The 12,508-nt window shown below is 67.1% G+C and carries 14 protein-coding genes; 10 read left to right on the top strand and 4 right to left on the bottom strand.

Annotation, left to right across the window (positions count from 1 at the left end):
- From OLX23_RS15320 to tatC, 7 genes are all read left to right on the top strand, one after another.
- Positions 1 to 768, top strand: coding sequence for an SPOR domain-containing protein (locus OLX23_RS15320; protein WP_264445887.1), 768 nt, complete (start codon positions 1 to 3; stop codon positions 766 to 768).
- Positions 769 to 998: 230 nt separating this feature from the next.
- The gene (gene nagZ, locus OLX23_RS15325) at positions 999 to 2,021 is read left to right on the top strand and encodes a beta-N-acetylhexosaminidase (protein WP_264445888.1); all 1,023 of its coding nucleotides are present in this window, start codon (positions 999 to 1,001) and stop codon (positions 2,019 to 2,021) included.
- Positions 2,021 to 2,815: a segregation and condensation protein A gene (locus tag OLX23_RS15330; RefSeq protein WP_264445889.1), complete on the top strand. Its 795-nt coding sequence runs from the start codon at positions 2,021 to 2,023 to the stop codon at positions 2,813 to 2,815. Before nagZ ends, OLX23_RS15330 begins: the two co-directional genes overlap by 1 nt.
- Complete coding sequence (gene scpB / locus OLX23_RS15335; protein ID WP_264445890.1) at positions 2,812 to 3,504, top strand: SMC-Scp complex subunit ScpB; 693 nt, start codon at positions 2,812 to 2,814, stop codon at positions 3,502 to 3,504. Before OLX23_RS15330 ends, scpB begins: the two co-directional genes overlap by 4 nt.
- A gap of 48 nt (positions 3,505 to 3,552) precedes the next feature.
- Entirely contained in the window at positions 3,553 to 3,819 is a 267-nt protein-coding gene (locus OLX23_RS15340; protein ID WP_264445891.1) for a twin-arginine translocase TatA/TatE family subunit, read from the top strand.
- A 20-nt stretch (positions 3,820 to 3,839) separates the two neighbouring features.
- The gene (gene tatB / locus OLX23_RS15345) at positions 3,840 to 4,202 is read left to right on the top strand and encodes a Sec-independent protein translocase protein TatB (RefSeq protein WP_264445892.1); all 363 of its coding nucleotides are present in this window, start codon (positions 3,840 to 3,842) and stop codon (positions 4,200 to 4,202) included.
- A 7-nt stretch (positions 4,203 to 4,209) separates the two neighbouring features.
- Complete coding sequence (tatC, locus tag OLX23_RS15350; protein ID WP_264446261.1) at positions 4,210 to 5,010, top strand: twin-arginine translocase subunit TatC; 801 nt, start codon at positions 4,210 to 4,212, stop codon at positions 5,008 to 5,010.
- Here tatC and OLX23_RS15355 read toward each other — a convergent pair.
- Together OLX23_RS15355 and OLX23_RS15360 are read right to left on the bottom strand one after the other, a co-directional pair.
- On the bottom strand, positions 5,007 to 6,371 hold the full coding sequence (locus OLX23_RS15355) for an amidohydrolase (RefSeq protein WP_264445893.1): 1,365 nt from the start codon (positions 6,369 to 6,371) through the stop codon (positions 5,007 to 5,009). The genes tatC and OLX23_RS15355 overlap by 4 nt on opposite strands.
- Positions 6,368 to 7,264: an NAD(P)-dependent oxidoreductase gene (locus OLX23_RS15360; protein ID WP_264445894.1), complete on the bottom strand. Its 897-nt coding sequence runs from the start codon at positions 7,262 to 7,264 to the stop codon at positions 6,368 to 6,370. Before OLX23_RS15360 ends, OLX23_RS15355 begins: the two co-directional genes overlap by 4 nt.
- Positions 7,265 to 7,372: 108 nt before the next feature.
- On the opposite strand from OLX23_RS15360, the gene OLX23_RS15365 reads away from it, so the two are divergent.
- From OLX23_RS15365 to OLX23_RS15375, 3 genes are all read left to right on the top strand, one after another.
- Positions 7,373 to 8,623 (top strand): threonine ammonia-lyase, encoded by a 1,251-nt coding sequence (locus tag OLX23_RS15365; RefSeq protein WP_264445895.1) that lies wholly within the window; start codon positions 7,373 to 7,375, stop codon positions 8,621 to 8,623.
- Between the two features lie 230 nt (positions 8,624 to 8,853).
- Positions 8,854 to 9,708, top strand: coding sequence for an arginyltransferase (locus tag OLX23_RS15370; RefSeq protein WP_264445896.1), 855 nt, complete (start codon positions 8,854 to 8,856; stop codon positions 9,706 to 9,708).
- Between the two features lie 260 nt (positions 9,709 to 9,968).
- Positions 9,969 to 10,214, top strand: coding sequence for a hypothetical protein (locus tag OLX23_RS15375; protein WP_264445897.1), 246 nt, complete (start codon positions 9,969 to 9,971; stop codon positions 10,212 to 10,214).
- Between the two features lie 25 nt (positions 10,215 to 10,239).
- On the opposite strand, the gene OLX23_RS15380 is transcribed toward OLX23_RS15375, so the two are convergent.
- Both OLX23_RS15380 and glnA read right to left on the bottom strand, forming a co-directional pair.
- The gene (locus OLX23_RS15380; protein ID WP_264445898.1) at positions 10,240 to 10,947 is read right to left on the bottom strand and encodes a glutamine amidotransferase-related protein; all 708 of its coding nucleotides are present in this window, start codon (positions 10,945 to 10,947) and stop codon (positions 10,240 to 10,242) included.
- A gap of 77 nt (positions 10,948 to 11,024) precedes the next feature.
- The gene (glnA, locus tag OLX23_RS15385; protein ID WP_264445899.1) at positions 11,025 to 12,434 is read right to left on the bottom strand and encodes a type I glutamate--ammonia ligase; all 1,410 of its coding nucleotides are present in this window, start codon (positions 12,432 to 12,434) and stop codon (positions 11,025 to 11,027) included.
- Positions 12,435 to 12,508: the final 74 nt, after the last annotated feature.

Raw genomic sequence — 12,508 nt, forward strand, 5'->3', positions numbered from 1 at the left:
ATGGCCGACGGAAAGAGCCACGATCACAGCGATATCGGCGAGCATCCCGAGGCGGATCCGCTGGTCCTGCCGGCGAATGCCGAGTGGGCCGAGGACGAAGGCGAAGCGCCGGCCGAGACCGCGCGCCTCGAATTCGGCGACGACGATGTCCGGCTGCCCTGGCTCGAGACCGACGGCGACGACGAGGAAGAGTTCAAGGGCTACAACAATGGCCAGCTCTTCACCCTGATCGCGCTGGGCCTGCTCGCGGTCGCCGTGATCGGCGGCGGCATCTGGTGGGCACTCAGCCATCGCAAGGACGAGGTTCTGGTCGCCGACGGCAGCGTCATCGCCGCGCCCAAGCAGCCCTACAAGGAAAAGCCCAAGGACGCCGGCGGCAAGACCTTCGCAGGCACCGGCGACACCGCTTTCGCGGTGTCCGAAGGCCAGACCCGGCCGGCGCGGCTCGGCGAGAGCGCCGCCCCCAAGACCGCGGTGGTCGAACCCGCGGCCAAGCCGAGCGCCGGCGCCTCGCCTGCCGCACCGGCGCCTGCGGGCATCGGCGTGCAGATCGCCGCCTATACCTCGCGCGCGCAGGCCGATGCCGGCTGGACTCGTCTTTCGGGCCAGTACGAAGTGCTGTCGGGCCTCAATCACCGCGTGGTCGAGGGCAGCGCCGACATCGGCACCGTCTATCGCCTGCAGGTGCTCGCGGGCGACGTCTCGGGCGCCCATGCGCTTTGCGGCCGGCTCAAGGCGGCGGGGCTCGCTTGCCAGGTGAAGAACTGAGCTGCCACCCTCATCCAAGCTGCGCTAACTCCTGACGGAGCAAGCTCCGCTATCCTTCTCCCGCCAGCGGGAGAAGGGGCGCGTTTCCTGCCCTCTCCCGCTGGCGGGAGAGGCGCGAGACTTGGTCGCGCAGCGGCCTAGTCGCAGCGGTGAGGGTGGCCAGCCCGCTATCCACACCGCTGAACCGGGTAAAACTTGCGAAAATAGCGGCGAATTGCGATTTTCCCGCGATGACCCCGGCTATCTTCGGCATCGCTGGCCACAGCCTATCGCCTGACGAGCGCGCGTTCTTCCGCGACGCCGATCCTGCCGGCTACATCCTGTTCGGCCGCAACATCGCCAGCCGCGACCAGGTCCGCGCGCTGACCGACGAGTTGCGCGCGATCCACGGGCGCGCGCGGACCTTCGTCTGCATCGATCAGGAAGGCGGCCGCGTGGCGCGGATGAAGCCGCCGGAATGGCTGGCCTTCCCACCGGGCGGGGCCTTCGATGCGCTTTACGACGTGGCCCCGGCCAGCGCGATCGAGGCGGCGCGGGTCAACGCCCATGCGCTCGGGCTCGACCTCGCCGAAGTCGGCATCTCGGTTGACTGCCATCCGCCGCTCGACGTCCGCCAGTCGGGCGCGCACGACGTGATCGGCGATCGCGCCTTCGGCAGCGAGCCGATGCGTGTCGCCGCACTGGGCCGCGCCACGCTCGACGGTCTTGCTGCGGCGGGGGTGGCGGGCTGCATCAAGCACATGCCCGGCCACGGCCGCGCCATGGCCGACAGCCACAAGGAACTGCCCACGGTCACCGTCGGCGAGGACGAGCTCGAGAGCGATCTCGCGCCGTTCCGCGCCCTGGCCGACGCGCCGATCGGCATGACCGGGCATATCCGCTTCACCGCCTGGGATGCCGAGAACCCGGCGACGCAATCGCCTTTCGTGATCGCGGAGATCATCCGCAAGCGCATCGGCTTCGACGGCCTGCTGCTGACCGACGATCTCGACATGGAGGCGCTGTCGGGCTCGGTGCCCGAGCGCGCGGCCAGGGCCATCGCCGCGGGCTGCGACATCGCGCTCAACTGCTGGGCGAAGATGGACGACATGATCGGCATCGCCAGGCTGCTGCCCACCCTATCCGACGATGCGGCGGCGCGGTTCGACCGTGTGCTCGCCGCGACCGATCCGGTACGCGGCGAACTGGCGCGCCAGGGCGAACTCCTGGCCAAGCGCGACGCCTTGCTCGCGCTCGCGGGCGAAAGCGCCTGATGGGGGAGGCCGACCTCGCACCCACCCTGTTCCAGGGCGAGGACTGGGGCGCTCCCGCCGCGGCGCCGAGCGAGGATGCGGCCCTCTACCTCGAGCTCGACGGCTGGGAAGGTCCGCTCGACCTGCTGCTCGATCTCGCGCGGCGCCAGAAGGTCGATCTGCGGCAGATCTCGATCCTGGCGCTGGTCGAGCAATATCTGCTCTACATCGAGCAGGCCGAGCAGCTGCGGCTCGAGCTCGCCGCCGACTATCTCGTGATGGCGGCCTGGCTGGCCTATCTCAAGTCGGCGCTGCTGCTGCCCAAGGAGGAGCAGGAGGATCCGAGCCCCGAGGAAATGGCGCTGCGCCTGCAATTGCGGCTGCAGCGGCTGGCGGCGATGCGCGAGGCCTCGGCGCGGCTCATGGCGCGCGACCGGCTAGGGCGCGACGTGTTCCAGCGCGGTGCGCCCGAAGGCCTGCGCGTCGATCGCAAGAATGCCTGGCAGTGTGAGTGGTTCGACCTGATCCAGGCCTATGGCCAGGTCAAGGCGCGCACCGCGCCCGTGGTCCACGTCGTGCGTGACCGTATGGTCATGACGCTTGACAGCGCCTTGTCGCGCGTGTCGTCGATGCTCGGCATATCGCTCGACTGGATGGAACTGCGCGATTTCCTGCCGCCGCACGCCGATCCGCGGCTCAAGCGCTCGGCGTTGGCTTCGAGCTTCGTCGCCTGTCTCGAACTGGCCAAGCAGGGCAAGGCCGAGATGACGCAGGACGTGACCTTCGGCCCGCTGCACATGCGGCGCGCGGGATGACTTCGGAAAGCGAACGGCCCGACGATCTGGTCCGCGCCGTCGAGGCGACCTTGTTTGCCGCCACCGATCCGATGACGGTCGATGCGATCTCGACCCATCTCGGCGGCGCTTCGGTGCGCGAGGCGCTGGCCGAACTGCGCCGACACTACGATGGCCGCGGCATCCAGCTCGTCGAGCGCGGCGGCCGCTGGCTGTTCCAGACCGCGCCCGATCTCGCGCACCTGCTGCGCCGCGAAAAGGAAGAGGTGCGCCGGCTGTCGCGCGCCGCCACCGAAGTGCTCGCGATCGTTGCCTATCACGAACCCGTCAGCCGCGCCGAGATCGAGGCGATCCGCGGTGTCCAGACCGCCAAGGGCACGCTCGACGTCCTGCTCGAAGCGGGCTGGGTGCGCGTTGCGGGGCGCCGCGAGGTGCCCGGACGGCCGGTGATCTATGCGACGACGCCGGCTTTCCTCGCGCATTTCGGCCTGCAATCGCGCCGCGATCTGCCGGGAATCGACGAACTGCGCGCCGCTGGCCTGCTCGATCCGATCGACGAGGCGATGCTGGCGATGGAGACGGTCGGGGAAACCGCGGCGGAGCGGGCGGGGGAAGGCACCGAGGAAACCGCGACGGATTCGGTCACGGCATTGTCACAGGACGCCGATACGGGGCCTGACGGGCTGGCAACCGACGAGGAAAGCGCCTAGATAGGATAGCGTTAGGCGCATGCCGCCTGCGAAACTTCGGAGTCGATAATGGGTTTTGGGTCTCTCTGGCACTGGGTCATCGTGCTGCTCGTCGTGCTCGTCCTGTTCGGACGCGGCCGCGTTTCCGAGATCATGGGTGATTTCGGCAAAGGCATCAAAAGCTTCAAGCAGGGCCTGAACGACGAAGACAGCAAGCCCGCCGCGCCGCCGGCCGCGCAGATTCCCCCTCAGGTGATTCCTGCGCAGCCCGTGCCGCCGCAGCAGGCCACGCTGAACGGCGAAACGGTGGTCGACACCAACTCGACCAACCGCTGAACCGCGCGGACTAACGCGTCATGTTCGACGTCGGCGCGTCCGAACTTCTGCTGATCGTCATCGTCGCGATCGTCGTCATCGGCCCCAAGGACCTGCCGCGCGCGCTACGCATGGCAGGCCAGTGGATCGCCAAGATCCGACGTGTGTCGGGCCATTTCCGTTCGGGCATCGAGACGATGATCCGCGAGGCCGAACTCGCCGAGATGGAAGAGAAGTGGCGCAAGCAGAACGAAGAGATCATGAAGGCGCATCCGACGCCGGCCGAAGGCACGGTTGCCGCCGCCTCGGCCGAGGCCGGTCTGCCGCCGCCGGCAGAAAACGCGCCCGCAGAACATCAGAAATCGGAGACGGCCGAGCCGCAGCTCCCGCTTTCCTCGTCGTGAGCCGCGCATCGTGTTGAAGATCAAGGAAATCGACGAATCGCAGGCGCCGCTGCTTGATCACCTGCTCGAGCTGCGCACGCGGTTGATGCGCTGCATCCTGGCGCTCGGCGTGGCCTTCGCGGTCTGCATGTATTTCGCCAAGCCGATCCTCGGCTTCCTGATCCGGCCGCTGGCCGAGGCCGGGCAGGGCAAGCTGATCTACACCAAGCTCTACGAGGCATTCTTCGTCGAGCTCAAGGTCGCGCTGTTCGCGGCCTTCTGCGTCAGCTTTCCGATCATCGCCAACCAGCTCTGGGCCTTCATCGCCCCGGGGCTCTATGCGAAGGAAAAGAAGGCCTTCCTGCCTTTCCTGATCGCCACGCCGCTGCTTTTCATGAGCGGCGCAGCGCTGGCCTACTATGTCGTCATGCCGACCGCGTTCCGCTGGTTCCTCGGCTTCGAGGGCAAGGCGGGCGGTCTCGACATCGAAGCACTGCCGGCCACCGGCGACTATCTGTCGCTGGTCATGCAGTTCATCCTGGCCTTCGGCGTCAGCTTCCTGCTGCCGGTGCTGCTGCTGCTGCTCAACCGCGCGGGCATCGTCAGCCGGACCCAGCTCGCAGGAGCGCGCCGCTACGTCATCGTCGGCATGACGATCCTCGCGGCGGTGATCACCCCGCCCGACGTCGTCTCGCAGCTCATGCTGCTGATCCCGCTTCTGTTCCTGTTCGAGGGCTCGCTGCTGATCATGCGCTTCAGCGAGCGCCGCGCGGCGCTCGATGCGGCGACCGATCTCGAGCCGATCGGCGCCGACGCACCGCTGCCCTAACGACCTTCGCCGGGTTCCTGCGGGGCGGTCTCGCCGTCCTTCGCCTGATAGACCAGCCGCCCGTTCACCCAGGTTTGCAGCACCTGGGTCGCGCGTAGTTCGGCGGGTGTCGCCAGCAGCGGATCACGATCGAGCAGCAGGAAATCGGCGCGCTGGCCCTTGGCGAGGCGACCGATGCGGCCCTCGGCGAAACCCGCCCAGGCCGCGCCTGCAGTCCAGGCCGCGAGCGCGCTCTCGCGCGTCAGCCGCTCCTGCGCCTGCCAGCCGCCATAGGGCTCGCCGTCGGCGCGCTGGCGCGTCACGGCGATGGAAAGCGCGGCGAAGGGTGCGGGTGTCGCGCCCGGTGCGCCCGAGCCGAACGCGAGCGAAGCGCCCGCGCCGGCGAGCGACTTCCAGGCATAGGCGCCGGTCACGCGCGCCGGACCAAGCCGCGCTTCGGCCACAGTCGAGCCGATCTCGACCTGCTGCGGCTGCATCGAGGCTGCGACGCCCTTGCCGGTGAGGCCCGGCAGGTCGTTGAGGTCGATCGCCTCGACATTCTCGATCCGCCAGCGCCGATCGCCCTTGTAGGTCTCGGACAGTTCGGCCAGCGAATCGATCACCGCCTGGACGGCCTTGTCGCCGCTGGCCTCGACCGCGACCTGGAACTTGTCCATCGATGCGCGGCTCATCAGGTTCTTGAGCTGGGTCTCGCTGAGCCGCAGCCCGACCTTGCTGGTCGGGGCATCGGCATAAGGCGCCTTGAGCGTGGCGGCGCGGCTCATCAGCGCGCCGTCGAGCGTCAGCTTCACCCCGTTCAACCGCAGGCGATCGTCGTAGAGCCAGGGCGTCGGCCCTGGGCCGCCGATCAGGATCATCGCGTCGATGCCCTCTGCATAGGCCACGATCCGCATCTGCAAGGCACCTGCATCGCCTGCGCGACGGTAGGATTGCCAGTCCTCGATCGTGGTGCCCATGTCGGTGACGGTGGTGATCCCGCGCGCGAGCAGCGCCTGCTGCGCCTTGAGCAGCGCCTGGTCGCGATCCTCGGGGCGTGGCTTCGCGTCGGGCTTCGTATCGGTCAGCAGCGAGAGGCCCAGCGGCATCAGCTGGACGTGCGAATCGATGAAGCCCGGGATCACCGTGCGGCCCTTGCCGTCGACCTTGTAATCGACCTTGCCGGGGCGTTTGTCCGAACGCTGCAGCACCTGTTCGATCCGCCCGTCGTCGCCAAGCAGCAGGCCGGTGAAGCGCTCGACCTTGCCGTCGCGGTCGAGCGACATGCCGTTGACGTTGTCGATCAGCGTGTCGGCCTGGGCTGGGGTTGGGGCGGCGAGAACGAGAGCGAGGGAGAAGGCGAGCGCGGTAACCGAAGGCTTCACTTGCGCCCCTTCCGCGGCAATCGGCGGATGATCGCGCTGGTGTCCTCGCGGCCGCCGCCCAGCGCCTGGACGTCGGCGAAGAACTGGTCGACCAGCGCGGTGACGGGCAGCGAGACGCCGAGGCCGCGGCCTTCCTCCATCACCAGCCCGAGGTCCTTGCGCATCCAGTCGATCGCCAGGCCGAAGTCGAACTCGTCGCGGCTCATCGTGTCCCAGCGGTTGTCCATCTGCCACGACTGCGCGGCGCCGCCCGAAATCGCCTCGTAGACCTTGCCCATGTCGAGGTGCGAGGCCTGGGCGAAGCGCACGGCTTCGGCCAGCGAGCTGACGATGCCGGCGATGCAGATCTGGTTGGCCATCTTGGCGGTCTGGCCCGCGCCGGCCTTGCCGACATGGACGATGCGTGCCGAATAGGCTTCCATCACCGGGCGCGCCTGGTCGATCGCGTCGGTGCGGCCGCCGCACATCAGGGTGAGCGTACCCTTCTCGGCGCCGATCTGCGAGCCGGTCATCGGCGCATCGATGCAATGGACCTGGAGGTCGCGCGCCTCGACCGCGATCTGGCGGGCGATCCGCGCCGAGACTGTCGTGTGATCGGCAAAGACGCCGCCGCGACGCAGCGCGCGGAACACGCCCTGGGGGCCGAGCACGACGTCGGCGACGTCGTCGTCGTTGCCGACGCAGGTGATCACCATGTCGGCGCCTTCGGCCGCATCGGCCGGCGTTGAGGCGACGCGCGCGGCCAGGCCGGGATTGGCGGCCAGCCACTTGTCGAGCCGGCCGGGCGAGCGGTTGTAGACGGTCAATTCGTGCCCGGCCTTGCCGATGTGGCGGGCGATCGCTCCACCCATCACGCCGAGGCCGAGGAAGGAGACTTTTCGTTTCTCGCTCATGGGGTCCTGTCTAGCGGCTTTTGCCGGAATGCAAACAGCCGAGCGCCGCTCTAGCTCCGAACCATGACAGTCCTTCCCATTTTCCCCGCTTTCCGGTAGCGCCCCGCCATGAACGAAGCCGCTCTCAAGCCCGTTGCAGGCCACAATGCCCTGCTCACTGCCGACGACGTACGTGCGGCGGCGCGGCGAATTGCCGGCGCGGTCGTTCGCACGCCGACCTTCCACAGCAAGACCTTGAGCGCGATCACCGGCGCCGAGATCTACCTCAAGTTCGAGAACCACCAGTTCACCGCCGCCTACAAGGAACGCGGCGCGCTCAATGCCTTGCTGCAACTGACCGAGGAGCAGCGCGCCCGCGGTGTCATCGCCGCATCGGCCGGCAACCACGCGCAGGGCCTGTCCTATCACGGCACGCGGCTGGGCATGCCCGTCACGATCGTCATGCCGCGCACGACGCCGGTGGTGAAGGTGATGCAGACCGAGGCCGTCGGCGGTACCGTGGTGCTCGAAGGCGAGAGCTTCGACGAGGCCCTGATCCATGCCCGCAAGCTCGAGGCCGAGCTGGGCCTGACCTTCGTGCCGCCGTTCGACGATCCGCAGGTCGCCGCGGGGCAGGGAACCGTTGCGCTCGAGATGCTCGAGGACGTGCCCGATCTCGAAGTCCTGGCGATCCCCGTCGGCGGCGGTGGCCTGGCATCGGGCATGGGTGTGGTCGCGCGCGACATCAACCCCGACATCCAGCTGATCGGCGTCGAGGCCGAACTCTATCCGTCGATGTTCAACCTGCTCAAGGGCGCGACGCGGCCGGTCGGCGGCGACACTCTGGCCGAAGGCATCGCGGTGTTCGAGCCGGGAAAGATGACCTCGGTGGTGCTCGGCGAACTGCTCGATGAATTCCTGCTGGTCAGCGAGCATCAGATCGAAGGCGCGCTGGCGCTGCTGCTGCAGATCGAGAAGACCGTGGTCGAAGGCGCCGGCGCCGCCGGTCTCGCCTCGGTGCTCGCCTATCCCGAGCATTTCCGCGGGCGCAAGGTCGGTATCGTCCTCTCGGGCGGCAACATCGACACGCGGCTGCTGGCCAACGTCCTGCTGCGCGATCTCGCGCGGTCGGGTCGTCTCGCGCGGCTGCGGCTGGTGCTGCAAGATCGTCCGGGCTCGCTGATGCGCGTCAGCCAGGTGTTCTATCGCTACAACGTCAACATCGTCGAAATTGTCCACCAGCGCGTGTTCACGCACCTGCCGGCCAAGGGACTCGTGACCGAGATCGAGTGCGAGGCGCGTGATAGTGAACAGCTTAACGCGCTGGTCGAGGCGCTGCGTGCCGAAGGCTTCGAAGTCGGCCAGATGGAGCTGAACTGAGCCGGGTGTCCGGCGAGGCGTTGAGCGGGCATTTTTCGAGCGGGAACCGGTGCTTGCTCGCCGGTTTACCTGTCATGTGGCAAGTGCCTCGCTCCGAGACACTTGTGTAAAGAAATGCCCGCCGACCACAAAATATGGTTAAAAGACTTTGAACTCCCCCATGCCCGATGCATAGTTCGGGAAGGCAGTGCGGATCGGCGTGCTGACCAGGTAGAGGACCTCTGACGCCCGTGACGGCACCCGTTCGCTTTCCCCGGTTCTTCGTCACCAGCCCGGCGCCGTGCCCCTATCTTCCGGGCCGTAGCGAGCGCAAGGTGTTCACGGAGCTCAAGGGGCCGCATTCGGATGCGCTCAACGACGCGCTCGGCCGCATCGGTTTCCGCCGCAGCCAGACGGTCGCCTATCGCCCTTCGTGCCTCGATTGCCAGGCCTGCGTCTCGGTTCGCGTGGTGGCAGAGGAATTCGCCGCCTCGTCGACCCAGAAGCGCAACCTCAAGCGCAACGGCGATCTGATCGCCACCCTGTGCCGCCCCTGGTCGACCAGCGAGCAGTTCGAATTGCTCCAGCGCTATCTCGGTGCGCGCCATCCCGGCGGCGGCATGGCGACGATGGACGAGGTCGACTATGCCGACATGGTCGAGCACACGCCCGTCACCTCCTACGTCATCGAATATCGCGAGCCTTCGGCCGACGGTGTGACGCCGGGCAAGCTGGTCGGCGCCTGCCTGACCGACAAGCAGGGCGACGGCCTGTCGATGATCTACTCGTTCTACGAGCCCGAGCACACGACGCGCGAGGGCCTCGGCAACTACATCATCCTCGACCATATCGAACGCGCCAAGGACATGGGCCTGCCCTTCGTCTACCTCGGCTACTGGGTCGAAGGTTCGGCGCGGATGCAGTACAAGGTGCGCTATCGCCCGATGGAACGCCTCGGCCGCAACGGCTGGGAACGCATTTCGGCCGAGGAGCAGGACCGCCTGATCCACGGCGCCGCCAACACGCGCCGCGACGAAGCGCCGGCGCTCGAAGGCAGCAACAAGGACGGCATGCCCGGCGGCCAGGAACAGTACCGACTCGCCTGAGATTTCGGCGGTTCGCGGGAAGAGCAAATCGGCCTCCCGACACTCTGCATATCAGAAAAATCACCGGCCCGATTGCCCGCGCGGGGCATCTGTCGAGGCGTGACACCGCTTTCTTCGACCATTGTCGGGGGGCGCTTCGACCATCGGCCAAATGGCGTGCCGCGGTGGCTTTAACTATGTTTCGAAACATAGGAACAAGGACATCGGAGGCCGCCATGGCTCGCAGCAATCCGGAAGCACGACTCCTTATCGAAAGCCGCATGGCAGAGGCGATGCAAGGCAACGCCGGCGCCTGTTTCGATCTCGGCATCGCCCTCGCCTCGGGCAAATGCTCGCGCGACGATCTGCTCGAAGCGCACAAGTGGTTCACCCTGGCCTCGCTGCGCGGCTACGGCCCGGCAACCAGGAGCCGCAACGCGGTGGCTTGGCAGATGACCAGCGCCGACCAGGCGATCGCCCACCGCCGCGCGCGCACCGCGCAGCTCTCCGCCCAGCTGTTTTCCTGAGCCTGCCGGCCCTAGGGTGAGAGGGCTACTCGCCCCGCACCGTCATCGCCAGGAAGCTCTGGATCCAGCCGGCGGCCTTCGCCCGGTCGTTCGGCTCGCGCAGGCTTGCCGCCGCGCGATCGACCTGGGCGTCGTCGAGGCCGTTGCCACGGCGGGTTTCGGCTAGCGCCGTCGCATAGTCGGGTTCGAACTCGGGGTGAAGCTGGAGCGAGATCGCCGGCTGGTCGCGATAGGCGAGCATGCCGAAGCGCGAGAAGGCGCTGGCGGCGATCACCTCGGCGCCTAGGGGAAGTCCCACGACCTGATCCTGGTGCGAGGCGGGCAGGGTGATCGTCTTCGCGCCGTCGAGCCAGGGCTCGTCTCTCAGAACCTCATAGCGGTGCGCACCCTGTCCCCAGCCCTTGGGTGACTGGACAACCTTGCCGCCGAAGGCGTGCGCCATGATCTGGTGGCCGAAGCAGATGCCGACGAGCGCGGCCTTGCCGCGTGCCTGCTGGAGGAAGGCGGTGAGTTGGCCGATCCACGGCAGGTCCTCGTAGGCGCCGCTTGCCGAACCCGTGAGCAGATAGGCGGGGCAAGCCTCGACCCGATCGGGCCACTGGCCGGCCTGCAGGTCGTAGACCGCATAGTCGTAGGCCGCTTCGCCGAGCAGTTTCTCGAACATCGCCGGATAGCCACCGAATCCTTCCAGCCCTGCGGGCGGTTGGCCGGTCTGGAGGATGCCGAGCTTCATGCGTGGTTTCCCGTGGGGTAAAGAAAAGGGCGCCCGGATCGCTCCGGACGCCCTCCTCGGTGACCGTTAAACCTCGATCAGAGGCTGTAGTACATGTCGAATTCGACGGCCGACGGCGTGGTTTCCCAGCGCATCACTTCGGGCCACTTCAGTTCGATGTAGGCATCGATCTGGTCCTTGGTGAAGACGCCGCCCTGGATCAGGAAGTCGTGGTCGGCTTCGAGCGATTCCAGCGCTTCGCGCAGCGAGCCGCAGACGGTCGGAACCTGGGCGAGCTCTGCCGGCGGCAGGTCGTACAGGTTCTTGTCCATGGCGTCGCCCGGGTGGATCTTGTTCTTGATGCCGTCCAGGCCGGCCATCAGCAGGGCTGCATAGCACAGGTAGGGGTTGGCCATCGCGTCGGGGAAGCGGAATTCCACGCGCTTCGCCTTGGCACCCGAGCCGTAGGGGATGCGGCACGAGGCCGAACGGTTGCGGGCCGAGTAGGCGAGCAGAACGGGGGCTTCATAGCCCGGCACCAGGCGCTTGTAGCTGTTGGTGGTCGGGTTGGTGAAGGCGTTCAGCGCCTTGGCGTGCTTGATGACGCCGCCGATGAAGTACAGGCACATGTCCGACAGACCGGCATAGCCGTTACCGGCGAACAGCGGGTTGCCCTTTTCCCAGATCGAGATGTGGGTGTGCATGCCCGAACCGTTGTCGGTCTTGATCGGCTTCGGCATGAAGGTTGCCGTTTTGCCATAGGCCTGAGCGACCTGCTGCACGACGTACTTGTAGACCTGCATGCGGTCGGCGGTCTGGACGAGCGTACCGAAGGTCAGGCCGAGCTCGTGCTGAGCCGAGGCGACCTCGTGGTGGTGCTTGTCGCAGGGGAGGCCCATCTCGATCATGGTCGAGACCATCTCGCCGCGGATGTCGACGCACGAGTCGACCGGCGCGACGGGGAAGTAGCCGCCCTTGGCGCGCGGACGGTGGGCGAGGTTGCCGCCGTCGTAGTCGCGGTTCGAGTTGGTCGGCAGCTCGATGTCGTCGATCTTGAAGCCGTTGCCGTCGTAGCCGTCGTAGAACTTGACGTCGTCGAACAGGAAGAACTCGGCCTCGGGGCCGACGTAGACGGTGTCGCCCACGCCCGACGACTTGACGAAGGCTTCGGCGCGCTTGGCGGTCGAGCGCGGGTCACGCGCATAGAGCTCGCCCGACGAAGGTTCGACGATGTCGCAGACCACGATCAGCATCGGCGTGGCCGAGAACGGATCGATATAGACGGCGTCGAGGTCGGGCTTGAGGATCATGTCCGACTCGTTGATGGCCTTCCAGCCTTCGATCGACGAACCGTCGAACATCAGGCCGTCTTCCAGCTCATCCTCGCCGATGAGGCCGGCGACCATGGTCAGGTGCTGCCACTTGCCCTTGGGATCGGTGAAACGCAGATCGACCCACTCGATCTCTTCTTCCTTGATCCGCTTGAGGATGTCGCTTGCCTTGCTCATTCTTCGCCTTTCACGTTGCTCCGGCTGGAGCCCTGTTAGAAGTCAGTTGATACGGGAGTGCGACAGTCCGGCCG

The sequence above is a fragment of the Novosphingobium sp. JCM 18896 genome (assembly GCF_025938095.1).
GTDB lineage: Bacteria > Pseudomonadota > Alphaproteobacteria > Sphingomonadales > Sphingomonadaceae > Novosphingobium.

Excerpts from the sequence above, each read along its gene's own strand:
- tatB (WP_264445892.1), top strand. The coding sequence starts at position 3,840 with ATGTTCGACGTCGGCGCGTCCGAACTTCTGCTGATCGTCATCGTCGCG.
- OLX23_RS15330 (WP_264445889.1), top strand. The coding sequence starts at position 2,021 with ATGGGGGAGGCCGACCTCGCACCCACCCTGTTCCAGGGCGAGGACTGG.
- OLX23_RS15340 (WP_264445891.1), top strand. The coding sequence starts at position 3,553 with ATGGGTTTTGGGTCTCTCTGGCACTGGGTCATCGTGCTGCTCGTCGTG.
- scpB (WP_264445890.1), top strand. The coding sequence starts at position 2,812 with ATGACTTCGGAAAGCGAACGGCCCGACGATCTGGTCCGCGCCGTCGAG.
- OLX23_RS15375 (WP_264445897.1), top strand. The coding sequence starts at position 9,969 with ATGGCAGAGGCGATGCAAGGCAACGCCGGCGCCTGTTTCGATCTCGGC.
- OLX23_RS15360 (WP_264445894.1), bottom strand. The coding sequence starts at position 7,264 with ATGAGCGAGAAACGAAAAGTCTCCTTCCTCGGCCTCGGCGTGATGGGT.
- OLX23_RS15320 (WP_264445887.1), top strand. The coding sequence starts at position 1 with ATGGCCGACGGAAAGAGCCACGATCACAGCGATATCGGCGAGCATCCC.
- glnA (WP_264445899.1), bottom strand. The coding sequence starts at position 12,434 with ATGAGCAAGGCAAGCGACATCCTCAAGCGGATCAAGGAAGAAGAGATC.
- OLX23_RS15380 (WP_264445898.1), bottom strand. The coding sequence starts at position 10,947 with ATGAAGCTCGGCATCCTCCAGACCGGCCAACCGCCCGCAGGGCTGGAA.
- nagZ (WP_264445888.1), top strand. The coding sequence starts at position 999 with ATGACCCCGGCTATCTTCGGCATCGCTGGCCACAGCCTATCGCCTGAC.
- OLX23_RS15365 (WP_264445895.1), top strand. The coding sequence starts at position 7,373 with ATGAACGAAGCCGCTCTCAAGCCCGTTGCAGGCCACAATGCCCTGCTC.